Source organism: Halomonas sp. 1513 (genome assembly GCA_001971685.1).
Taxonomy (GTDB): Bacteria; Pseudomonadota; Gammaproteobacteria; order Pseudomonadales; family Halomonadaceae; genus Franzmannia.
This window is the reverse complement of sequence record CP019326.1, coordinates 88,077-111,027: the sequence shown is the minus strand read 5'-3', so window position 1 is coordinate 111,027 and position 22,951 is coordinate 88,077. Positions and strand designations below refer to the sequence as shown.

Annotated in this window: 19 protein-coding genes and 1 pseudogene; 2 read left to right on the top strand and 18 right to left on the bottom strand. The window is 56.2% G+C overall.

Annotation, left to right across the window (positions count from 1 at the left end; translation table 11 throughout):
- Nucleotides 1–160: 160 nt before the first annotated feature.
- The 8 genes from BWR19_00510 to BWR19_00475 all read right to left on the bottom strand — a co-directional run bounded on the left by BWR19_00510 (nt 161) and on the right by BWR19_00475 (nt 9,790).
- Nucleotides 161–1,732 (bottom strand): hypothetical protein, encoded by a 1,572-nt coding sequence (locus BWR19_00510; GenBank protein ID APX91555.1) that lies wholly within the window; start codon nt 1,730–1,732, stop codon nt 161–163.
- Between the two features lie 89 nt (nt 1,733–1,821).
- On the bottom strand, nt 1,822–3,336 hold the full coding sequence (locus BWR19_00505; protein ID APX91554.1) for a hypothetical protein: 1,515 nt from the start codon (nt 3,334–3,336) through the stop codon (nt 1,822–1,824).
- An 8-nt stretch (nt 3,337–3,344) separates the two neighbouring features.
- Nucleotides 3,345–3,854 carry a hypothetical protein gene (locus BWR19_00500; protein APX91553.1) on the bottom strand — a complete coding sequence of 170 codons (510 nt, stop codon included), beginning with the start codon at nt 3,852–3,854 and terminating at the stop codon, nt 3,345–3,347.
- A 75-nt stretch (nt 3,855–3,929) separates the two neighbouring features.
- The gene (locus BWR19_00495; protein APX91552.1) at nt 3,930–4,940 is read right to left on the bottom strand and encodes a hypothetical protein; all 1,011 of its coding nucleotides are present in this window, start codon (nt 4,938–4,940) and stop codon (nt 3,930–3,932) included.
- A 169-nt stretch (nt 4,941–5,109) separates the two neighbouring features.
- Nucleotides 5,110–6,204, bottom strand: coding sequence for a tartrate dehydrogenase (locus tag BWR19_00490; protein APX91551.1), 1,095 nt, complete (start codon nt 6,202–6,204; stop codon nt 5,110–5,112).
- Nucleotides 6,197–7,288, bottom strand: coding sequence for a 3-isopropylmalate dehydrogenase (locus tag BWR19_00485; protein APX91550.1), 1,092 nt, complete (start codon nt 7,286–7,288; stop codon nt 6,197–6,199). Before BWR19_00485 ends, BWR19_00490 begins: the two co-directional genes overlap by 8 nt.
- Before the next feature lie 44 nt (nt 7,289–7,332).
- Nucleotides 7,333–8,682, bottom strand: coding sequence for a 2-methylcitrate dehydratase (locus BWR19_00480; GenBank protein ID APX91549.1), 1,350 nt, complete (start codon nt 8,680–8,682; stop codon nt 7,333–7,335).
- Between the two features lie 73 nt (nt 8,683–8,755).
- Nucleotides 8,756–9,790: an ammonia monooxygenase gene (locus BWR19_00475; protein ID APX94838.1), complete on the bottom strand. Its 1,035-nt coding sequence runs from the start codon at nt 9,788–9,790 to the stop codon at nt 8,756–8,758.
- Between the two features lie 262 nt (nt 9,791–10,052).
- On the opposite strand from BWR19_00475, the gene BWR19_00470 reads away from it, so the two are divergent.
- Nucleotides 10,053–10,736: a hypothetical protein gene (locus BWR19_00470; GenBank protein ID APX91548.1), complete on the top strand. Its 684-nt coding sequence runs from the start codon at nt 10,053–10,055 to the stop codon at nt 10,734–10,736.
- A gap of 18 nt (nt 10,737–10,754) precedes the next feature.
- Here the strand turns inward: BWR19_00470 and BWR19_00465 are convergent, their stop codons facing one another.
- The 10 genes and pseudogenes from BWR19_00465 to BWR19_00420 all read right to left on the bottom strand — a co-directional run bounded on the left by BWR19_00465 (nt 10,755) and on the right by BWR19_00420 (nt 21,114).
- Nucleotides 10,755–11,489, bottom strand: a complete 735-nt coding sequence (locus BWR19_00465; GenBank protein ID APX91547.1) for a hypothetical protein — start codon at nt 11,487–11,489, stop codon at nt 10,755–10,757.
- An 89-nt stretch (nt 11,490–11,578) separates the two neighbouring features.
- The gene (locus BWR19_00460; GenBank protein ID APX91546.1) at nt 11,579–12,505 is read right to left on the bottom strand and encodes an alpha/beta hydrolase; all 927 of its coding nucleotides are present in this window, start codon (nt 12,503–12,505) and stop codon (nt 11,579–11,581) included.
- Between the two features lie 30 nt (nt 12,506–12,535).
- The gene (locus BWR19_00455) at nt 12,536–13,627 is read right to left on the bottom strand and encodes a hypothetical protein (GenBank protein ID APX91545.1); all 1,092 of its coding nucleotides are present in this window, start codon (nt 13,625–13,627) and stop codon (nt 12,536–12,538) included.
- Nucleotides 13,624–14,370: a hypothetical protein gene (locus BWR19_00450; protein APX91544.1), complete on the bottom strand. Its 747-nt coding sequence runs from the start codon at nt 14,368–14,370 to the stop codon at nt 13,624–13,626. The genes BWR19_00455 and BWR19_00450 overlap by 4 nt, the downstream gene beginning before the upstream one ends.
- Nucleotides 14,371–14,455: 85 nt before the next feature.
- Nucleotides 14,456–15,877 (bottom strand): MmgE/PrpD family protein, encoded by a 1,422-nt coding sequence (locus BWR19_00445; GenBank protein ID APX94837.1) that lies wholly within the window; start codon nt 15,875–15,877, stop codon nt 14,456–14,458.
- 197 nt (nt 15,878–16,074) lie between these two features.
- Nucleotides 16,075–16,812, bottom strand: coding sequence for a hypothetical protein (locus BWR19_00440; GenBank protein APX91543.1), 738 nt, complete (start codon nt 16,810–16,812; stop codon nt 16,075–16,077).
- 63 nt (nt 16,813–16,875) lie between these two features.
- A pseudogene (locus tag BWR19_00435) lies at nt 16,876–17,673 on the bottom strand (transposase).
- Nucleotides 17,674–18,169: 496 nt separating this feature from the next.
- Nucleotides 18,170–19,675 (bottom strand): hypothetical protein, encoded by a 1,506-nt coding sequence (locus BWR19_00430; GenBank protein ID APX91542.1) that lies wholly within the window; start codon nt 19,673–19,675, stop codon nt 18,170–18,172.
- Between the two features lie 12 nt (nt 19,676–19,687).
- Nucleotides 19,688–20,191, bottom strand: a complete 504-nt coding sequence (locus tag BWR19_00425) for a hypothetical protein (GenBank protein ID APX91541.1) — start codon at nt 20,189–20,191, stop codon at nt 19,688–19,690.
- A gap of 77 nt (nt 20,192–20,268) precedes the next feature.
- Nucleotides 20,269–21,114 (bottom strand): hypothetical protein, encoded by an 846-nt coding sequence (locus BWR19_00420; protein APX91540.1) that lies wholly within the window; start codon nt 21,112–21,114, stop codon nt 20,269–20,271.
- 415 nt (nt 21,115–21,529) lie between these two features.
- Between BWR19_00420 and BWR19_00415 the strand changes: the two genes are divergently transcribed.
- Entirely contained in the window at nt 21,530–22,876 is a 1,347-nt protein-coding gene (locus tag BWR19_00415; protein ID APX91539.1) for a hypothetical protein, read from the top strand.
- Nucleotides 22,877–22,951: the final 75 nt, after the last annotated feature.

Genomic DNA, 22,951 nt, shown 5'->3' with positions numbered 1-22,951 from the left:
TCTTAGCGGACGGACCAAGGTGACAAAATAGGCCATATAATATTACCTATACTAGAAACCAAAAGGATTTTAACAAAACCTCTCAATAGCTGGCGACTCAAGAATATTAAAAGTCGAAAATTGCTTGTCAAGAGAAAATTAATAACATCGAATACAGCACCTAAATGTTAAAAACATTTCTCTCTTGGGCATCAAGCTGGGCTAGCAAACCGGTTTCCCACGCCAAGTAGCGGCGAGAAGCTTCAAAGTTTCCATCATGACGGTCATGGACAAAGAACAAATAGTCGATACAACAAGAATCGCCGGGATAGTTTGGGGTGCTTTCTAGCTCGACTCCATTCTTTTCCCAAGTATCAAAGTCATCCCTCAACCAAGCTACACGCTTAAACCCCAACATCACAAGGTCCGGCTCTAGACAAGCGGCACCATCGGCGTCGCCGACAAGCACTACCAGTTGATTTCTATCGAACTCTGACAACTGGCATTTAAGAATAGACCGATTGACCCAGCGTGATCCAGGCAAGTGTACCTTGCGAAACTTCATCCCTGGTCGAAAGTCCAGCAGTAGCGTATTCGGGTCCATGGCCATCTCAAGATTACTAGCAGGCGGAGCAGTAAGCGCGAAAGAGAGCATCGTTCGCTCAACACAGGAAACCAACCCTGACCACTGTTTCGTCCCTCCACATAGCCAAGCGGTCTCAAAGCCCATCAGAGTAAGCCAAGTGGCAGTAAGCGGAGCGCGGCATTCATCGTCGTCGATAAGCAAGAGGCGTGCACCACGGACACCTACCCATTGATCCGTTGCCTGAATCAGCTGACCACCAGGAGCATGTACTGCACCATTAAGAGTGGCATGCTGATACTCTTCAGCACTTCGCACGTCAAATATATAAGTAGTGCGCTGATCATCATCCAGCCATGATTGCGCCGTCCGTGTATCTATTGACTGAGCGCCATGCTTCATGGCGAGTTGGCGTGCAGCAGCACCGCTCGAGGCACTTGATCGGACAACACGTGGATAATGGCGAGTACTGCCATGCTCAAGCTCAAACCCTGCCAGCCGCCAGCCTTGAGTTCCATTCTCTAGTGCGAAGACAGGGTTATCGATATCCAGCCACTTCAAGGTCTGCGCACCAATAATACTGCGAGTGCGCCCTGCACAGTTAATTACAACTGGTGATGTAGTATCGCCGTCAAGTATTGATGATAGCCGCTTGGCCAACTCGCCATTGGGGCAACAAATACCACCCGGAATGTTCATCTTATGGTATTCATCAATCGGACGACCATCAATCACAAAAAAACTTTTTCCTTGTTCTTTCCAATCAGCTAGCGTCGATGCATTTATCGGCGGGGTGCTAAAGCATTTATGTACCAATTCACCAAATGTTTTACTCACTACATTGACGCCTGAAAAAACGCCATAGCCAGCTGCTTGCCAGGCCTTAACGCCACCACTCAAAAACGACAGTTTACAATAACCTAGGGATTGTAGGCGACGCACAGCGTATCTTGCGCGACCTTCATCTCTCTCGTCAGTAACTACGATTGGGACTCCATGACGCGGCACTAACCGCCCAATGCACGCCTCTAGTCGGCTGAGGGGAATATTAACGGCATGGAATGGGTGGCCCAGGCCAAATTCACCTAACTCACGAACATCGAGAAAAGCAATTTCTTGTTCATTATTTGCTAGGTGATGTTTAAGAGCTTGTGCAGTGATAGCAGTCATATTCGGCTCACTTTATCATCCGGTATCCGGCAGGTCGAACCAAAAAATACGGCCCTTCAAGAGGGCCGAAGTGATAAGAAAGATATTTATTAATCACTCAAAGATTGTAATGAGCGACGTTTACGACGCTGCTTAGCCCAAGCAGTGAAGCCCATAGAGAACACAATGACACCAATAATAGCCATAGCCGCAGGACGGTCAAACAAGTAGGTGAAATCGCCACCACTTACCTGATTAGAGCGCAGCAGTTGCGTTTCAACCAGACCACCTAATAGCAAGCCTACCACTACCGCTGCCACAGGGTAACCATAACGTGCCATCATCCAGCCAATCACTGAGAATACAAATAAGGTAATGGGACCTGCCATACTTCCATCTACCGCATAGGCGCCGAAGCAAGCCACCGAAAGAACCGTTGGAACTAGATAACGCAGTGGAACTCTCACTACAGAACTGGCAACGAACACAAAGCCTAGACCGACGCCTAACAGCAAAATCCCCTGGGCAAAATTAGAGAACAAGATCGCATAAACAATTTCCTGATTATTAGCGATAAAGCTAGGCCCACCAACGATGTTGTGCATGGCAAAAGCCGCTAGCAGTATAGCCGTCGCCCCCCCCCCAGGGATGCCCAGTGCCAACATAGTAGCCATAGCACCACCCTCCGAACTTGAGTTGGCACTTTCTGCAGCTACAACACCCTTTGGATTACCTTCACCGAAGGTTTCAGGATTGTCATCTCCTCGCTTAGTATAAGCATACGAGAGCAAATTAGAAATCGAGGACCCGACCCCTGGAATCGCCCCTATAAAAACCCCAATGAAAGAACCACGGAGAATGACAACAGGGTGCTTGAATGCCAACCTAAATCCATAGAATATTTTCCCAGCATTAATCCCCCGCTTGGACTCATCTTCTACTAGAAAATTAGAATTCACTAGATTAAATAACTGGCTAGCAGCCAGCAGTCCCATCATTGCTGGCACAACAGGAATACCGTCGAGTAGCCAAGGCACGCCCATAGTGCCTCGCATATAGCCGGCTGTATTCATTCCTACGGTACCCAATATTAAACCAAATATTCCGGCCAATATGCCCCGGGTCATATGCTTGCCGGCTAGCGACCCGAGCAGCAGAATACCCCACAGCGCAATTACGAGCATCTCGAGTGGCCCAATACCGAGTACGATATCGGCCAGCGGTGAAATAACTAGAAAGAGCACCGAATAGCTCAGTAACATGCCAAAAACTGATGAGGTCAGCGCAACCCCCATGGCCTCGTTGTGTCGTCCATCCCGAGCCATCGGGTAGCCATCAAAAGTCGTTGCGACTGCTGATGACGTCCCGGGGATATTCATAAGAATAGCGGGCACGGACCCACCAAAGCCTGCACCAGTATACATTGAAGTAAGAAAAATAATGGCCGGCAGGAAATCCATATAAAGAGTGGCCGGCAAGAAAATCGCCATGGCCATGGTAATAGAAATACCTGGCATAGCACCAAATACCAAGCCGATAACTAGCCCGGGTATAACCCACAGCCAGGCATCAGGGGAGGAGGCCAGTAACTGTAATGCCGCGCTGGAAGCGACTAAATCAATCATAATGGACCTCAGAAAATCAGCGTGTACATGGGATAAGGTATCAGCGCATTAAAGCCAACTACAATCAATGTGGTCGCAATCGGCGGGTAAATCACCAAAGATAATAGGCGACGCTCACCACATATGAACAACCCCAAAGTAATAAAGAGCCAGCTGGCTACGTCAAAGCCGATACGATCTAACAAATAGACATAAGCCCCAAAGCAAACAATTAAGAGCGCTATCCAACCCAGCTCGGACCAGCTTTGCGTTGTCGCCTGCTCACCTGGCTTGACATCCAGCCGGGTCTGTTTATTACTCGTCCCCTTATCTGGATCTGCCCTTCGAACAATCTGCGGTAGAATCGCAAAACATAGCATCAACGCTATGATTACCGCAGGCAATACAAAAAGAATGTTATTGACATGTGTCGAGGTGGCAAGTGTATCACGCAAGTATGCCGCACAAATTACGGCGATCACAGTGACGACCAGCAAGTGCCCCCAATCGACTGTATAATGATTATTGCCGATTCGCATGGCAGAATACTCCACGACCGAAAGCAAAAATAAAAACCCGCCCCCTAGCCAATAGCTGGCCAGAGGGCAGACGCATTAAGATTCGCGAAGTAGATCGATATGCCGCTCGAGTGATTCGAAATTAGCCAAGTAGTCTTCCTGAGATTGTTCAGGACCATACCAAGTAGTGGCCAACTGCTGTTCTTCTAGTGCCTCGATGCACTCAGGGTTTTTGGTAGCACGCTCAATAGCATCAACCAGTATTTCGTAACGGTCAGGGTGCTCATCAACAAATGCTCTGGATACCACCCAGCCACGCTGGGAACCCTCAACACTCTCGACTTCCTCACTAATAGACTCAGAAAGCTCACCGGACGACATGGTATCTGGGAAAACATCAACTCGATCCTGAGAAAATGCCATCAGCGGTTTAATTCGATCCGCAAGTGGCAGGAAGCCCTCACCGCCTACGAAAGCAACATCAACATGTCCCCCAGCAGCAGCGTTACGGGCCGGTCCACCCCCGTCATAGGTCACTAGGCGGATAGCAGAGCTATCGATGCCTGCCGCGTTCAGCATTAGCATCAAGTTGAGATAATCTGCAGAGGCCGGCTGCACACCTAGGCTGAGACTGCGAGGATCTTCGCGCAAGCGTGAGATTACCTCCTCCATATTCTCCAAATCTGAGTCACCCGGCGCCGCAGCTAACGTGAAATCTCGCGACGGTAGGTTGATCATCTGGAAATCATCTGCCGAATATGGGGCATCTTGCAGCAGGATGGTCAATGGAATGTAAGGGGCGACAGAATTGCACTGCAGCGTGTAACCGTCATTGGGCTGCTGCAGAAAATAAGTATTCCCTAACTGGGTCCCAGCGCCAGGGCGATTGGCCACGCTCAGCGGCTGACCAAGTTCTTCTTGAAGGAAAGGAATAAAGGCCCGAGCCAGTCGATCATTGTAGCCGCCGGTAGCAAAAGGCACCACCATATTAAGCGGGCGCTCGGGCCAACCGTTACTCTGGGCCATCAACATAGACGGGGCAAGCACAGTCGAAGCGGCACCTGCGGCGGCAAATTTCAGAACGGTTCGGCGTGAGTAGTTTGTCATTATGATGCCTCCCTAAGAGTCATTTAGCGATACTAGTCGCTGCTGGCGTTAAAACTGTCTTGGCTCGGCCGCTCATGCATATGGTGCAATAGCTAGAGCACCACCAGGCCATGCGGACAAGAGGGTAGTCTACGAGCCACTAGCCTCTTGAATGTAAGCCCCGCCATAGTCAACTGTCAACAGTATTCAGATATATTTGTCGAAGCGTTTCTATCACTGCTCGCGTAACTGCAGCAGTGTCTGCTTGACCGCCCAAATCTAATGGTAGAACTGCGTCCACACGCCCAGTGACAGACTCGATAGCCTGCATCAGGCTGTCGGCAGCCTTGTGCTCACCCAGATACTCGAGCATCAAGCTAGCGGTCCAGAACGCGCCAATAGGATTGGCCACACCCTTGCCGGTAAGATCGAAAGCTGTGCCGTGGATCGGCTCGAACATCGATGGAACGCTACGCTCAGGGTTGAGGTTACCGGTGGCGCCGATGCCCAGGCTACCGCCCAGTGCCGAGGCCAAGTCGGAGAGGATGTCGGCATGCAGGTTGGTGGCAAGTACCGTGTCGATGCTACTGGGATCTAGCACCATGCGTGTGGTCATGGCATCGACTAGCATCCAGTCGACATCGAGCTGCGGATAATCTCTGACCACCTCTTGGCACACTTGATCCCACATCACCATACCGTGTCGCTGGGCGTTGGACTTGGTGACGATGGTGAGCCGCCGCCGTGGTCTTGTCAGCGCTGCCTCGCAGGCAAAGCGAGCAATGCGCTCAATGCCGCTTCGTGTGAACACCGCCACGTCCATTCCAACCTCGAGCGGCAGCCCGCGGTGTGCCCGGCCACCCACACCGGCGTATTCTCCCTCGGAGTTCTCGCGCACGATCAGCCAGTCGATCGCCTCGCCTAGGGTCGACCTAAGGGGCCCGGAAATTCCGGGCAGCAAGCGAGTGGGACGCACGTTGGCGTATTGGTCGAGCCCCTGACAGATCGCTAAACGCAAGCCCCATAGGGTGATGTCATCGGGGATTTGGGTGTCGCCCACCGCACCGAAGTAAATGGCGTCGAAGCCACACACCCTCTCGACGCCATCTGCGGGCATCATCACGCCATGCTGGCGATAGTAGTCGGATCCCCAGTCGAACCATTCGATATCTAACGAGAAGCCACCGTCTGCCTTGGCCAGGGCCCGCAGCACCTCGCAGCCGGCCCCGATCACCTCCGGCCCAATGCCGTCCGCAGGAATCGCGGCAATCCTATGATTACGCATGGCGAGCTTCCTTATCAATGGCAGATAGCATGCCGTCGACCATATCGCTTAGGCGACCAGTACCACGAATGTCAGGCGTGCGCTTGGCTGGGTCTGCGAGAGCTGCCTCAATGCCTTTGCGCATCAGGTCGGCTGTGGCCTGGGCTTCAGGCAGCCCATGGCGGCGACCCAGCCACTCAATGAGCATGCGCGTCGACTCTATCATGGCGTAGGGGTTAGCCAGTCCAGTCCCGGCGATGTCGGGTGCTGAGCCGTGGGTCGCCTGGGCCATGGCGATGTCACCGCGGCCGATGCACAAACCGGGTGCCATGCCCAGGCCCCCCACCAGGCCGGCGGCCTCGTCGGTAAGGATGTCGCCGAACATGTTGGTGGTGACCACTACGTCGAACTGCTGAGGATTACGGATCAAGTGCATGGCGAAGGTATCGACGATGGCTTCGTCAACAGTCACATCCGGATAGTCCTCCGCCGCCTTATAGCACTCCTCGACAAACATGCCGCATCCCAACTTGTAGACGGTGTTCTTGTGCACGACGGTGAGACGTTTGTTGCGGGCACGCGCCAGCTCAAGAGCCGCAGTGGCAACCTTGCGGCTGCCCTCGCGGGAAATCACGCGCACCGAGATGGTCACTTCCTCGGTGGGTCGAAACTCGCCTGAACCAGCGACCACATTGCGGTCGGGCTGGAAGCCCTCGTTGTTCTCGCGCACGATCACTAAGTCGATATCGTCGTAGATGCAGCCAATATCCGGGTAGGAGCGGGTCGGCCGCACGTTGGCGAATAGGTCAAACTTCTTGCGCAGGATGGGGTGCGGGTTGATCGCACCGTCCACCTTGGGATACTCGCGGTGGCCTATCGGCCCCAGTATGAAGCCATCAAAAGTGGCCAGCGTTTCCAAGGTGCCCTCGGGCATGGTGGTGCCGAGTTCGTCGAGGGCTTTGCGCCCCAGGGGCATATGCCTCCAGTCGATTGACAGCCCACAATGCTCGGCTGCAGCCTGAGCCACCTGAACCGAGGCCGGCACGATTTCATGGCCGATGTCGTCGCCGTTGAGGACGCCAAGAGTGAGGTGATGCTGTGACATGCTGCTCTCCTTTCGAATCGTCGTGGTTGTGTGACGCAGCGAGTTCAACGTGGCAGGCTGGTGGCGGCCAGCTTGCCGACGCTAGTCATCTCGGGCAGCGTCCAAGCCTGTGCGAGCAGCGCTTCACAGGCGGCCTCGCCGATCACCAGCACTGCCTGGCCACGAAATTTAGTGTCGATCTGCTCATTGGTGAGTGGTTTCTCGAGCGAACCGATGGCGCGCTCGATGTGCTTCTCCAGGCGCTCTCCGCCCTCCAACGTCACGGTAATGGTGACCGAGGCTTCGTGGCAGGCCTTGTCCGTAGTTACCTCGACCTTACGGCGCATGGCCATCAACTCGGGATCGGTGACAGCCTCGTCGGTGAAGGCAGTGGGTGAGCCATCGCCGCGTAGAAGGGCCGCCGCCGCCGAGTGAAAGACACTGAACTTACCCTCAAGGCCGGTCTTAGGCTCGGTTTTGCCGGTGAGCTCCAGCACCAGTGGATGCGCCACCAGTTCAACGCGCGATATCTTCCCCACGTCGTCGCCTAACTCCTCGCGGAGCTGGATGCAGCCATCGATGGCGGGATGGATCACGATGCCGCATGCGAACGGCTTGTAGGAGTTGAGGCCAGCTTCCCAGGTCTCGCCCAGCGCGCCGAGAATCTCGTTATAGTCCTGCTTGTCCGACATCACGCTGGCGAAGCCGCGCGGCGCTTCAATGGCATGCTCGGAGGAGTCAAAGTTGGCATGGGCAAGGTAGGCAGCCACGGCACCGTTCTGGGCGGCACGCCCTGGATGGAAGCTTTTGCACATAGTGCCGAACATCTCGCGGAAACCCGACGACTGGGTAGCCGCGATGCCCAGTGCCCACGTCATCTGCTGTACGCTCAAGCCCAGCAGGCGACCAACCGCGGCGGCGGCGCCGAATACCCCGGCGGTGCCGGTGATATGCCAACCGCGATCATAGTGGTGCGGGTAGACCGAGTTGCCGATCCGGCACTCGACCTCAATGCCGACAATCAGGGCATTGAGGAACTCCCGGCCAGATACCGGACGGGTCTCGGCCACCGCCATCAATGCCGATGCCACCGGCCCCGCTGGATGAATGATGGTTTTAAGGTGGGTATCATCGTAGTCGAGCACATGCGAGGTTATGCCGTTGAGCAGCGCGGCGTGCAGCGCGTCGAGTTTTTCACCCCGGCCCAGCACCGTGGAGGTCGGCTGACCCGAAAATGGCGTCACCGCTGCCAGCGCGCGGTCGACTGTCTCATGGCGAGCACCGCCTACCGCGCAACCCAGCCAGTTAACGAAGGTGCGTACGCCTTCGCGCTGTATATTGGCGGGAATCTTTTCCAAATCGCAGTCGACGATCCATTCAGCCAGTGCACGAGTTACATCGGAGCGCAGGGACATAATTTATTCCTCTTGGTTGGAGCGACACGCTGCCACTGCTGAAGCAGCATGTTGCGTTTGGCGCCACACCACGCTAGCCAAACGCGCCGCGCAGTCGCCTTGCGAGTCGTTCGAACAAGGTAAAAGTCACTAAGATGGTGGAGGCGATCACCGCAATACGCATCACGTGAAAAGCCGCAACCACCTCAGCATCCAGATTCATCACCTTTGCGGTGATCACCATCTCGGTCACCGCAGCCGGAGCCAGCGCCAGGAAGCTGGTCACGTACGGAAGCCCGCTCAGGGCCGCCATGATCCAGGCAGCTCCAGCGGACGCCATGATCATGTAGGCTGATACTGCCAGCGCCGCCGCCACCACCCGCGGGAGACGAAACAGTAGTGCGCGCTTGAACCGGCAACCCAGCGAAATGCCTATCAGCCATTGCGCCAGCACAATCAATAGTTCGGGCACCGCCACTATTAGCATGCCCGACCCACTCAACGCCGCGCCCAGGAAAATCGGCCCCACCAGCCAAGGGTTGGGAAATGGCAGCGGACGAATCAGTAGCGCAGTGGCCAGAGCCAGTCCCAGCGCCAGAGCCAGGGCAACCAGTGAGCGGCTAGCTTGTGTGGCACTCTCCACCAGCACGCCGGGCTCGCCGAAAGCGAACACCATGACAGGCACCACTGCCACCACAGAGGCCACACGGATCGCATGCATCAGCGAAACTACGTCGGGATCGCCGCCGCGCTGCTGAGCCACAGTGGCCATGTCGGCCATCCCCGCCGCCGCCGTAGCGAAGAACGCCGTGCGCGCATCAACCCGTGCCAGTGGCATCAAGAGCAGTGCTGCAAGCATGGTCATGACTATTATGAAAAGCGTGCCGAAGAACATCGCCGGCAACAGGGCAAGGGTGGTGGCCAGTGCGGCGGCGGTCATGCGCATACCAATCGCCAGGCCCACTACCACTTGCCCAACCTCGCGCCCCCTCGGCAGCCCCATAAGCCTGAGCCCAGCAATCGACGCCCCCGCACAAGCGAGAAACGGCCCTAACATCCAGGGCAGCGGTACTCCCAGCGCGCTCGCCACCCCACCGCCCATAGTGCCGATCACTATGGCCAAGACCATATCAATCCGCTGACGCGAGGTATCTGATGGAGCGCTGTTGATCATGGGCGTATCGCGAGCCTTCTCGATCTTGGTGATGCACCGGCCCTACCGGGTGCACGTAGTATTCTTGCCACAAGTAACCATGCCCAGCCGTAAACTGTCAACAATATTCAGTACCCCGAGACAAACACACTCGTTTAGTTAGCTGTAATGGCGATGAAAGTTATGCTAAAGTATTAATTGAAAATTGCTTACAGTTAACAAACCAAGAGCGACAACCGTGAACACTCTAGCCCCCGCAAACGGCCCGCTGCAGGCCCACTCGCTGACTAACCTTGCCCAGCTTGAGATTGAGCGCATGATTCTTGGTGGCCTATTCATGCCGGGGGAGCGCATCAATGAGAACGCGCTGGCCAATCAGCTAGGCATCAGCCGAGGCCCCGTGCGAGAGGCATGCCGAACTCTGGCTGCTATGGGGCTGGTACAGTTGATCCCCAACCGGGGTGTATTCATTCGGGTGATCAGCGAGGAGGAGGCACGTGAGGTATATGAGATTCGTGCCGGGATCTTCGGCTATGCCGGCATGCTACTGGCCCAGCGGATCGACGACTCGCAACTGGCCTACCTAAAGCAGTTGATAGAACAGATGGAGGAGGCTGCTCGGGCCAACGACTTTGATCGCTACTACGCACCGAACCTGACTTTCCACGACTTCCTGGTGTCGGCGACCGGTAACCGGCGACTGATCACGACCTACCACGACCTCGTGCGACAACTGCACCTGTTCCGTTCGCGTGGCCTGGTCAGCGGTGACGGCATGCTCGACTCCAATCGCGAACATCGCGAGATCGTGACGGCGCTCGAGGCTCGCGACGCTCTGCGCAGCTTAGAGGCAATGACCGGGCACGTCGAGGCCGGACAGCTCCGCGCCCTTGGCAAGGCAACCAGGACCGTGCTCGTATAACGTTGAGGGGTTACGGCACTATCGGGTACTGGAGGTTCTGAGGTCGTGCGGTTTGCCTTTGAGATTCTCGGCAAGCGTCATCAGGCGGGCCTTTGCCTGCCATACATGGGCCTCCATGGCCGCGGCCGCCTTGTCGGCGTCGCCCTCCTCCAGCGCCGCAAGAATCTGGTGATGTTCCTGATTGGACTGGTGTATACCGGCAGTGATCAACGAGAGGTGACGAAAAAGCTTGAGCTCGCGGGCAAAGCGTTCGCAAAGTTCGAGCAAGCGCGCATTGCCGGCCACCTCATGGATTAGGCGATGGAACTCCAGGTTGCCGTTGAAGTAGCCTTCGCGGTCACCTTCCTGTTCGCAGCGATCCATGAGGGCAACTTGATCCCGTAGGCGTACCAGCAGTTCGGGGGTCATATTGCGAGCCGCTCCCGCCACCCCGGCACGCTCCAGCGCAGCTCGAATATCATAAATCTCCAGTGCGTCCTCGACATCGATCACTCGGACGTAGGCGCCACGATTCTGGATCATCTCTACCAGCCCCGCGGCAGCTAGGCGCCCGATCGCCTCGCGGACCGGCCCACGGCTTATCCCAAAGCGCTTGGCAAGCTGCGAGTCATTGAGACGCTCGCCGGTCTCCAGCTCGCCGGTGATAATCATCCCTTCGATCTCTCGAAAGGCCAGCTCGGTAAGAGACGGAGCACGTATGCTCCGATTCGCCAGTGCTTTTACAACTTTAGATCTATCCGTCGAGAGCGCCATATGGTCACCACTGAAAGGTCATTTGGTCGACAGTGGACAATATTATACCGCAAGCCCTCAACATAGGCGATTGCCAGTAAGCCACAGATCTAAGCCATAAAGCCTAATAAAGCCTCGGCTGTCTCGTCCGGACATTGCTCCGCTGGATAATGACCGGAGGCCAGCGGGACGCCGGTCACGTCGCTTGCCCATTCACGCCAGGCCTCGACTGGCGCGAAATGACGACCAACATGGCTATTTTCCCCCCACAACGCCAGCAGGGGACATTCGACGAAACGCTTGCCGCGGTCCGCTGCATCGAGTTCAAAGTCGATAGTGAGTGTCGCACGGTAATCCTCACACACCGCATGGATATTCTCCGGTGTGCAGCAGCGGATGTATTCAGACATCGCCTCCTCCGTGAACGGCCCAAGACCGACACCCTTCTTGGCCAGCTTGTAGCGAATGTAGTACTCAAGGTCAGCCCCAAGCAGCTTCTCGGGAAACGGCGCAGCCTGAGCCATGAAGAACCAGTGGTAGGACTCGGTGGCCCAGCCTTTACTGATGTGTGTCAGCAAGTGATGAGTAGGCACGATGTCGAGCACCGCTAGTCGCTGGACCTTTTCCGAGTGGTCGAGCGCCATGCGATGCCCTACACGCCCCCCCCTATCGTGACCAGCCACCCTGAAGCGCTCAAATCCTAATGCCTCCATTACCTCGATCTGGTCCTGGGCCATTGCGCGAAATGAATAAGCGCCATGGTCAGGGCCACCCTCGGGCTTACCGCTATCGCCATAGCCGCGTAGATCAGGGGCAACAACCGTAAAATGACGGGCTAGTTGCGGAGCGATCTTGTGCCAGCTTACATGGGTGAGAGGGTTACCGTGCAGCAGCAGCAAAGGTGGCCCTTCACCACCGCACACTAAGTTGATATCGGTTCCTGAGGTAGTAACCTGTACCTGATGGAAGCCGGGAAACATGTCACCCGCTATGGGCCGGGCAGAGGGAGGGAGGCGTAAACATTCATTCATGGACATGTCCTTCTTGTGATGATGACGGTGTCACAGTTAGCGTTTCGAATCGCCTGCCTCTCCCTCGACGACCGCTTCAGGCCAGAGCGCGTCTGCCAGCCGCAGCCATAAGGCGGCGACCGGCGCGGCGAAGAGGTTGACGACGAAGATACGTACGGTCTGAAAAGCGACCACATGGGCGATCCCAAACCCGAGTGCCGCAGCGGTGATGACCATCTCGGCGACTCCACCTGGTGCGCCTGCCAGAACCATCACGGGCACCGCGACCCCCAGCGGAAGCGCCACCAATATCGCCGAGACAATAGTCAACACCGATGTGAATAGGGATGCAGCTAGTCCAGCGGCGACCAAGCGCGGCATGCGTGCCACATCACGACGTTCGAAACGAGAGCCCAGCGCCAGTCCAATCGCCACCTGACCGGCGATGAAAAGAGGGTCGGGAATGCCTACGTCGAGTCCAGTAGAGACGGTGGTCGCCACAGAAACGGCCAAAGCCCCGACGATGAAAGCATTTCGGACTCCCAAACGATCGATGCTCCACCCCAGCAAGAACCCAAAGCCCAGCACGACCAATGTACCCAGGCCCAGCGCGCCTCCAGCCAACGGCACCGCTTGCGGGCTTGAGGTCTCATCAAGAAATAGCGCCATCGCAAGCGGCAAGATCAACACCAGCGAGCTCAGCCGCAGCGCCTGCACTAGTGCAATGGCGGTGCTGGCACCCTCTGCCTTACCGCCAAGGAAGGCCATTTCCGCCACCCCACCGGGCAGGTTGGCGAGCAGTGCGGTATGTCGATCCAGCCGAGCCCAGCGCGCCAGCAGCAATGAACCCAGCGCCGACATCACCAATGACCAGAGCGAAAACAGCACCATCCACGGTATCAGCCAGGTCAGCGAGACCAGAATTGCAATAGTAAAGCTCTGGCCAATCGCCGCACCCAGCACCACCTGAGCCCATTGGCGCACCGCCTTGGGCTCAGGCAAGGCGTGGCCGGTCAGTGCCGCCAGTGCGCTGATCAGCATCGGGCCGAGGATCCATGGCAAAGGGACCCCAACTACCGCACCTTGGTAGCCCGCAGTCAGCGCTAACACTAGCACCCCGGCAACAATTAGCGCACGTGTAGCAATCACGGCATGAACCGACCGCCGTTAACGTGCACTGTCTGGCCCGTGACGTAGTAGTCTCGCGGGTCGGTAAACGGCAACACTAGACGTGCCACGTCCTCACTGCTGCCCACAGGCCGCCTCTTGCCGGTCTCGGCTGCGGTAGGGTTGGATTGACCGGGCTTGCGCTCGGTCTCGATGGTGCCTGGCACCACGCAATTGGCACGAATCCGCCCAACGCCCTCCTCGGCCAGAGCTCGTGTCAGTCCAATCAGGCCAGCCTTGGCGGCTATCACATGGGGACGCTCGACCTTGGGCACGTGGGCGCTCAATCCACCGAGATTGACGATCGCCCCCTGGCGCCCCTCCGGCAAGCGACGGAAAAACTGCTGCGCGGTCAGGAAAGCCCCTGTCAAGATTACGTCGATTACCTGCTGCCATTGCTCACGGGTGATGTCTACCAGTACGTTGTGCGGTCGGCTAGCCGCTCCATTGATTAGTATCGAAGCTGTACCGAGTCGTGCCTCTGCATGGTCAAAGATAGCCTCCACATCGCGTTCATTGTCGACCGAAGCCAATAGCCCAGAAACGGCATTGCTTTCGCCACCAAGCACTTCCAGCGCCCGGTCCAGCGCCGCGCGGTCAGCGCCGCCGACAATGCATACCCTGGCGCCGTGATGCCGCAGGCCTTGGGCAATTGCTAACCCGATGTTGCGTGTCCCACCGGTTACCACGGCAGTATGCCCCTGCAGGTCCAAGGTCCAGCTCATGATTCGCCTCTCGTTTCGTTCACAGCAAAACGACTGCCCGGGACCACGGCACCGGGACAGTCGTAGTTCAGCACTTCGGTGAAGCTCAAGCGCTCATCAGTTTGGTCAGTTCGCGCACCGAGGAGAGTGACTCTAGGTTGCGCACCGCCTCAATCAGCGCCTCAGTCTTCTCTTCGCTCCAGCCGGCGAACTCGGCACATCCGCGGAACTTTTCAGCAGCTTCGTCGTAGCTCATCGGATTGGCCGGGCTACCCTTTCCAAAATCGGCGCGGCCAGAGATGGTGCGGCCATCCTTGAGATGGATGTCGATGATGGTGGTCATCTTGTCGTAGCCCGCGGCCTCAGCCTCTGGATGCACACCAAAATGAACACGACCGATCATCTCCTGCACGTCGTCACGATTGACAACCTCATCGGTAAATTCCGGCAGACTGCCACGGCGCTCAAGCAGCAAAATCGCCATGCAAAACTCCATGGAAAACTTAGCTTGCAGCTCGTTCTTAGGGCGATGGTGAATCAGCGCGTTGGGCATGTTGTGATTGGTGCCCACATCGACGTAATCAACCTGATCAGGCTTGATGTCATGCTCAAGGATCAGCTCCATCATTTTAGTCATACCCGGGTGGGTCAGCGAGCCAGAGGGGTTCGGCTTGATGGATACGCCCGGTTCAAGGAAGGTCCATGGCGAGCCAAGCTTGCCCGAGATCGCTTCAAGCATGTAACCACCACCATGTGCCTGGAAGAAGCCGCGCGGCGACTCAAGGATCTTGTCAGTGGCAGTCCAGCCTGCACGTGCAAAATCGGTAGCCACCACACCCGACTCAGACGATCGACCAGCGTGGAATGGCTTGGTCATAGTGCCAAAATTCTCGCGCAAGCCTGCCGACTGGCTGGCGGCAATTGCCAATGCACGAAGCGTAGTTTCCTCGTCGAGGTCCAGCAAGCGTGCAGCAGCAGAAGCCGCGGCCAAGGTGCCGCATGTAGCAGTGGCATGAAAACCATGCTGATAGTGGCGTGGCGAAATCGCTTCAGCGACCTTGGTCTCGACCTCAACCCCAATATGATAGGCCAGCATCAGATCCTTGCCACTCATGTCCTGGGTTTCGGCAATCGCAAGGGCTGCCGGCAGGCAGGGCGCAGTCGGGTGCGTCAGCAAACCATAAACGCGATCTGGCCCTACTGCGAGCTGGGTGTCATCGTAATCGTCGGCGTGGATACCCACACCGTTAGCAAAGGCCGCGAAGCGCTCCGGCACGCGCATGCCAGTACCGATCACGGTAGCCTCGCCGGATACGCCCTGGCCCTTCAGATATTGCTGCACGATACGACCCGACTCAGCAACCGACCCAGACAGCGCCAGGCCAATCCCGTCAAGGATCGACTTCTTACCGACTTCGATCAACTCAGCAGGCAGCGAATCGTAGTCAATGTCGCGAATGAACTGCACTACTTCTCGAGTCAAACCCTCACCGTGCTTGGATTCGATATCCGGGGTGAACTTCTCGATGGACGCTTTGGTGTTCTCTGACATATGGGCTCCTTTAGATCGAACCAGTTAACGTTGTGAAAGGAGGGAGTCTCCCGCCCCGGCATGAATTCGCTCAAATACGACTATCGACGCCCATCTGCCTTCTGTCAACTGTTAACAGTTATTTGGCCGATTTTTTTGCTCCCACGCCGGCCTGTAGCTTGGCCAGCCGGGCTTCACAAAGCCATGGCAACGCCCTGAATAAAATAGAAACCGCCGATGGCGGTGACGATCCAACGCGTCCAGGTACGGAAATTGGCATCTGTGAGGCGCTGCAGAATGCGGTTACCGGCCTGAGTACCCAGCATTGCGAAGGGGGCAGCAAGGAGGATCATAGTCCAGTCCCCCTTGCTCAAGCTCAATGCGGCCCCTAGGTAAAACACGATCTTTATACCGTGCGATATCACCTGGATCATCGCCTTGGTGGCCACCACCTGACGCCGATCCATGTTGGTGCGGATAAAGAAGATATCGATCAGCGGTCCCGACAAGCCAGCGGCGATGGTCAACCCTCCTGCCACGAAACCACAGCCCATAGCATGACTAGCTTTCGCTGCATTAAAGTGGAACCAGGCCTTGGGCATCCATACCAGGATCGGCATCAGCCCGATCAGTAGCGAGACAGTCACGGCATTCGGCGTGTAGTTGACCAATAGCAGGCAGATTGCGGCTATTACCACACCGAAAGTCATAAGTGACACGATTCTCCATGCTATGAAACGCCGTGAAAGCCAGGCCCGAGAAGCATTAGCTGTAAGCTGGATGACACCATGTACCGCAATCGCCGTAGCAACGGGGAACAGTATCAACAGAAACCAGAGCAGCACCAGCCCACCGGCCATGCCAAAAACACCTGATAACGCCGAGGTCATAAAAACCACGGCCACAAACAGGAAACCTGATACTAATGACATCCAATATCACCTTTAGAGGGCTGAATCTATCGGCATGTAATGACCACCTGGTTTCTGCAGACCCTACGCAGCTAATGCCGGGTGTGCCCGGGGTAGCCACATAGCCCAACGGCTGATGTGGCCGCTCTTCGTTGTAGTACCGAATCCAGCGGCTGATGACCGCTCGGGCCTGGCCCAGCGACTCGAACCGATGTTGCCAAATGCACTCTTCCTTCAAGGACCGGAAAAAGCGCTCAACGAGCCCGTTCTGTTCCGGCGTATAGGGCGTCGTGAACTCCTGGGTGAGTCCGTAGGCCTTCACCGTCCCGGTATAGTGTCGGCTGCTGAAGACAAGACCATTATCGGAGCGCAGGGCCAACGGCTGATGAATACGGCCCAGTGCGCCGAATCGATGCACCTGAGCCTCTTCCAGCGCCGCTTCAGCGGCCTTGCTGCTGCCGTTTTCCGATAGTGGCCAGCCAAGGATCTCCCGCGTGCAGCAGTCGATGATTACCGCCAGGCTGGCCCGCCGATCCTTGCCGCACCACACATGCGTTAGATCGGTGGCCCAGCGCTCATCTGGCCGTGAGGCCACAGACGGCAGGCTCCTGGCGCGCAGTCAAAGGCCCTAAGATCGCTTGCGCACCTTCCAACCCTTCAGTTGAAGGATGCGCTGAATCGGCTTACGGTTCTCACCAAGCACGCAAGCTAGACGGCGATAGCCGGGGTGGGAAACCGCTCCAGGGCCAGCTTCACGCGCGCTGCCAGGTCGGCATTGATCACACGACGCCGCGGCTTGGGGCGGTAATACAAGGTCCGCCGGGGAAGCCCCAGCCATCGACAAAATGTGACGAGCGATACCACATGGCCTTCCTCAGCCAGCTGCGCCTGCAACGACCTCACGAGTTCTCGTCCTCGTCGAGCAGGCGCTTGACGGGGTTATCGTCATTCATCCTGTCCTCCTGATGGCTGCACTATAGCCTGTGCAGCTCAGAAGGGGGCACTTCAGGATCTCGCTGGCCTGCTTCAACTCCCGGCCCTCACGCTCCAGCACTTTGATTCGCTCACGCTTGGTGGTAATCATGCCCTCCCTGCTCCCGGCGTCGCGTTCAGCCTTGCGGACCCAGCTACGCGGGGTTTCTCGTGTACACCCGATATTGGCGCAATGACACCGATAGCCGCCTACTGCGTGGGATAACCGGCCTGATGCTGGAAGACCATACGAGCCGCCTGCTAACCCACTTTGGGGGAGTAACGTTTCGATGTACCCATGGCTCCACCCTCTCAAGATTTGGAGCCTCATGGAATCCCGGCACCGCTCAGTTCACGCCCATTGTCTCAACACACGCAGCAGCAGGTTGCATACCAAGCTATACGTTCAAGTCCTCCTTGCATTCTTACGCAAACTGCGCGATAGAGACATGATGCCGGGCGCCACCAACGATATGACAATCATCGCCAACAAAACCATTGAGATTGGGCTAGCGATTAGCGACTCTAAGCCACCGATTCGTGTGGCTCGCAAGAAATTCGACTCCAGCATTGGACCGAGAATAATTGCCAGCATCAGTGCCGGGACAGGATAGCGGTGCGCACGCATCAGAACCCCGATCAAACCGAAGATTATCATCAGCATGATGTCAAAGGCCAGGAAGCGCCAAGCATACGCGCCAGTAAAAACCAACACGGTGACAATTGGTACCAGAATCGCTGTGGGAACAAAGACCACGCGCTGCGCTACCCGACTTAGAAACACCCCCAGAACTCCGATCAGAAGAGATGCAACAAACAATGATAGCAAAATAGTGTAGGCCTCGACCTGAAAGTTATTGAAGAACTGTGGCCCCGGCCGAACGCCATGCAACACCAGCGCCGCCAACATCACTAAGGTAGAGGCGCTGCCGGGCAAGCCTAATGTTAACATGGGTACCATCGCTCCGGTAGCAGTAGCATTGTTGGCGGAATCGGTAGCCACAAGCCCTTCGTTGTGTCCCTTCCCAAACTTTTCAGGCGTGCGAGACCATTGCCGAGCCTGGCCATAGGCCAAAAACGAACCAATGGTGGCGCCAGCACCGGGAATTACTCCAACAAAGAAGCCTAATACAGAAGAGCGAACAAGGTTGGTCCTTTGCTTGATAGCGTCCTTCGCACCAAGGATGATCTCAGACCAGCCCTGTGCCTGGCTGCCATCATGACTAGAGATACTCTTCTTGCCAAGCAAAAGTAGTAACTCTGAGAAGCCGAACAGGCCTAGCAGAACCGGGATCAACGGCATCCCGTCATAAAGAAATGAAATACCATAAGTACCTCGTGGAAAAGCCGTCATGGAATCTGCACCGATTAGCGAGATCAGAATTCCAAAACCAACCACCAGTAGTCCCTTGCTCATGTTTTCTGCAGACAGCGTACTGACGACCGTCAGTCCCAACACTGCCACCATGAACATTTCGGCTGGACCAAAGCGCAAGGCGAACATACCAAGAACCGGAGCAAAGATGAGGGCTAGGATCGCACCTAGCATGGCTCCAATAGAAGATCCGGCCAGAGAGATACCAAGAGCATAACCCGAGCGGCCGGCCTTAGACATGGGGTAACCTTCCAGGGTGGTCGCAGCGTTGCCAGGCGTCCCGGGAATATTCATCAGAATAGCAGGTATCGAGCCTGCGGCTTGGGCACCAGCATAGATAGCTGCCATGCATACGATTGCAACCACTGGCTCCATCAGAAGTGTGAAAGGTAGTAAAATCGCCATGATATTGGCGTCGTTGAATCCAGGGATAGCACCAACGAAGAAGCCGAGAAAGAAACCCAGCAAAAGGAAAGCCAGAGTGTGAGCTTGAAATAGGGCAAACAAACCCATCAAGATGGCATCGATATCATACATGGGTGGTACCCTTTAGAAGCCGAATGGGGATATCGGGACATTGAAGTCCATTACTTGAGCCAGCACATGGAAGACCAGCGTAGCGAACAGGGAAATGCTCAGACTTAGGCCAATGCGTAGCCCCATTGATCGCTCTCCACCCAGACCAGATAGAGGCAGGGCCAAGGCAAGAAACAAGAAATTTGCAATGTTAAAGCCAAGTGACAAAAAGACAGGGAAGTATGCCAAGCTGATTGTGGTGAAGACAAATCTCTTCCGATGTATTTTTTCCCAGCGACGGAGGCTATCCATTAGCGCGCCTTCGTCCGGCGCAGGTTGCTTTCCACTACCTCCTACTCCCGTCATAAAATCGCGCACGACTACCACTATAGACATGATCATTATGAAGATCATGACCACGTCGGGAACGCGCCTAGCACCACTTGCAGCATCCTGAATGCTGTACCAGTAGAGCGCAGTGGCCAGCAGAATTAATGCCGGTACCAACAGCACTCGCAAGATAGCTTGAGTGGACATGCTGTCTCTTCTCTTTCCATAGCGTGTATCACATTATGGCAGCCACGGCTGCCATAATGCGCTGTTGGAAAATCTTATTACATCTCTTCCAGGTCCTGCTCCATGGCCGGACGAAACTCATCGAGCAGAGCAATATACTCTTCGATGAATTGGTTCATCCTGTCCGGGCCCCAGGCCTGAGCAAAGAAGTGGATGTCCTGATCTTCTGCGGCTTCGCGGAACTCATCGGACTCAAGAGCTTGCATGAAGGTTGAAGAAAGCCGCTCGAAAGTATCGGGATGATCATCCCTGACCTGCGCCGATACCATGGCGCCATAGGGCTCATAAAGATTAGGCATCTCGAAATCGAGCTCATCTTTAGCCGGGGGTGCATCCCATAGGCCAGTGGAGGGGTCTTCATCGGCAAAGATGCACAGGGCACGAGTCAGTTCGAGAACGTTGATGGCCGACCAATAAGGAGCCATACACATATCAACGTGGCCGCCCGCTACGGCGTTACGTGCCTCCCCCCCGCCATCGAACGGAACGATGCGAATATTAATACCGGCCCTCTCCCGCAGCACTACAGTTGCAGCGTGTGCAGCCGACATGGGGCTTGACACTGAGGCAGTCAGGGTTCTCCCAGTTTCACGTGCATCATTGATGAGCTCTTGCGCAGTCTGATAAGGCGAGTCCGAGGGCACCAGTAGGACGTTGGGATCCTGAAAGTAAGACCCAAGCCAGGCGACCTGCCCTAGAGAAAATTCATCTGACTGCAATACGCTTAGCCAGGCTACGTGCGGTGCAGGCGTGAACAATACGGTGTGGCCATCGTGTGAGGCGTCCTTCAATGCATTCTGTGCGATAAGAGTCCCTGCACCGGGAGAGTGATTGAGGCGGAAGGGGTCACTCATGCCAAGGGCGGTTTGCCACGCGGGCGTCACAAGTCGTACCGAGCGGTCGGTACCACCACCTGGTGAAAAGGGAACCAGCACTTCAATGCGACCACTGGGGAATTCGTTAGCAAATACGGGCTTGGTAAGCAGGCTGCCGCCGAATGCTACGCCAGCAACTGTCGCAACCGAGCCCTGTAGGAAACGGCGGCGGCTAGTGTTTAACTTATCAGACATTATTAGCCCCTATAGTTGAAATTATTGATAATTCAATAGGATAGGCATACTGCAAAATATGTCTATCCGCATGGGATAGCCTGTCCGAGTGGCCCACAGGAGAGTCATGAGACCATAGATCATGTGCTATTCACCCTACCAAAGGCTAGATCAAAAATGAATATTGTCAACAGATGACATGCAGGCTAAGCTCGGGGCAGTACATCCAACAACAGGAAAAGGAGTGCTCATGGCGTCACCTCTGCTTGCTACACAACCTACATTTAGCGACCTTGCAAAAGATTTTCGCGACGGATCCCGCTCGCCGAGAGATTACTTGGAGCTCTGCATCGAGGCCATCGAGAACCGCGAAGGGTTGGTAAAAGCTTTCACCTATCACGACTTCGAGCAGGCTCGCGAGCGGGCCGATGCATCTTCCCAGCGTTACGCCGAAGGACGGCCCCTTTCTCCCATCGATGGGATGCCAGTCGGTATCAAGGACATCATCGACACGCGCGATATGCCGACAGAAATGAACAGCAGCATCTTCAGCGGGCACCGCCCCTTGACCGATGCCGCGTGCGTCCGCGCCATCAAAGAGGGTGGCGCCTTTGCCATCGGCAAGACCGTGACCACCGAGTTCGCTATTGGCCGCTCAGGCCCAACGACAAATCCTCACAACCCCGAACACACGCCAGGTGGGTCATCATCGGGGACAGCGGCAGGGGTCGCCGCAGGGATGTTTCCGGCAGGTTTCGGTACCCAAACACAGGGCTCGATCATTCGGCCGGCATCGTTCTGTGGCGTGGTGGGCTTCAAGCCGACACTGAACTCCCTGTCGCTGAATGGGGTACATCCTTTGTCGAAGTCGCACGACCATCTAGGTGTGATAGCCGACAGCGTGGACGATGCTTGGTGGCTGGCCAGGTGGGTATCAGAGTACGCCCCGGAACAGTGTCACCCAGGGCTGTCGGGGCCCTTGCAAGGTCCAGTAGCGCCAGGAAAGCCTGCCAACCTGGCCGTGCTGCGCACCAATGGTTTCGAGGATCTGGATGCCACCAGCCTGAGCGCCTTCGAGCAGCAACTCGACACCTTGCGCCTCGACGGCATCACCCTCGTCGAGCCGGAGGATGACCCGCTGCTGCAGGCGCTAGTAGACACTCTGCATGATGCCCCAGAGCGCTCACTGGAGCTGCTGGCCTATGAAATGCGCTGGCCCTTCCAAGACTATGTGGAAACGCATCCCAGCAAGGTTGGCGAGCGCATACACGGCCTGATGGAGAGCGCCTCCCGTATGACGCGCGCCCAGTACCGTCAGCTACTCATCGACCAGCACCAACTACAGGGACGGCTGCAGGCACTCGCCGGCGATTATGATGCCTTTATCCTGCCCGCGGCATCGGGGCCGGCGCCCCATGGCTTCGAATTTACCGGCTCTCGTCGCCTCCTGGTGTACAGCACCCTCTTGGGAGCGCCAGCCTTCTCTGTCCCACGAATGACCGCCGCCGGCATGCCCTTCGGGCTTCAGCTCGTGGGTTTCCCTGGGCAAGATTATCATCTCGCACGACAGGCAAGATGGATGACCCAACGCAATTGACAAGTCACGGCCTATAGAAGGCGCCATGCACTCTTGTCAACGTATGACCCAGTCCAGCCAATGTCGTGTCATTGG

What these genes read in the sequence shown, in the direction of transcription:
- BWR19_00510 (APX91555.1), bottom strand. Translation starts at nt 1,732, where the DNA reads ATGACTGCTATCACTGCACAAGCTCTTAAACATCACCTAGCAAATAAT.
- BWR19_00505 (APX91554.1), bottom strand. Translation starts at nt 3,336, where the DNA reads ATGATTGATTTAGTCGCTTCCAGCGCGGCATTACAGTTACTGGCCTCC.
- BWR19_00500 (APX91553.1), bottom strand. Translation starts at nt 3,854, where the DNA reads ATGCGAATCGGCAATAATCATTATACAGTCGATTGGGGGCACTTGCTG.
- BWR19_00495 (APX91552.1), bottom strand. Translation starts at nt 4,940, where the DNA reads ATGACAAACTACTCACGCCGAACCGTTCTGAAATTTGCCGCCGCAGGT.
- BWR19_00490 (APX91551.1), bottom strand. Translation starts at nt 6,204, where the DNA reads ATGCGTAATCATAGGATTGCCGCGATTCCTGCGGACGGCATTGGGCCG.
- BWR19_00485 (APX91550.1), bottom strand. Translation starts at nt 7,288, where the DNA reads ATGTCACAGCATCACCTCACTCTTGGCGTCCTCAACGGCGACGACATC.
- BWR19_00480 (APX91549.1), bottom strand. Translation starts at nt 8,682, where the DNA reads ATGTCCCTGCGCTCCGATGTAACTCGTGCACTGGCTGAATGGATCGTC.
- BWR19_00475 (APX94838.1), bottom strand. Translation starts at nt 9,790, where the DNA reads ATGGTCTTGGCCATAGTGATCGGCACTATGGGCGGTGGGGTGGCGAGC.
- BWR19_00465 (APX91547.1), bottom strand. Translation starts at nt 11,489, where the DNA reads ATGGCGCTCTCGACGGATAGATCTAAAGTTGTAAAAGCACTGGCGAAT.
- BWR19_00460 (APX91546.1), bottom strand. Translation starts at nt 12,505, where the DNA reads ATGTCCATGAATGAATGTTTACGCCTCCCTCCCTCTGCCCGGCCCATA.
- BWR19_00450 (APX91544.1), bottom strand. Translation starts at nt 14,370, where the DNA reads ATGAGCTGGACCTTGGACCTGCAGGGGCATACTGCCGTGGTAACCGGT.
- BWR19_00440 (APX91543.1), bottom strand. Translation starts at nt 16,812, where the DNA reads ATGTCATTAGTATCAGGTTTCCTGTTTGTGGCCGTGGTTTTTATGACC.
- BWR19_00430 (APX91542.1), bottom strand. Translation starts at nt 19,675, where the DNA reads ATGTATGATATCGATGCCATCTTGATGGGTTTGTTTGCCCTATTTCAA.
- BWR19_00425 (APX91541.1), bottom strand. Translation starts at nt 20,191, where the DNA reads ATGTCCACTCAAGCTATCTTGCGAGTGCTGTTGGTACCGGCATTAATT.
- BWR19_00415 (APX91539.1), top strand. Translation starts at nt 21,530, where the DNA reads ATGGCGTCACCTCTGCTTGCTACACAACCTACATTTAGCGACCTTGCA.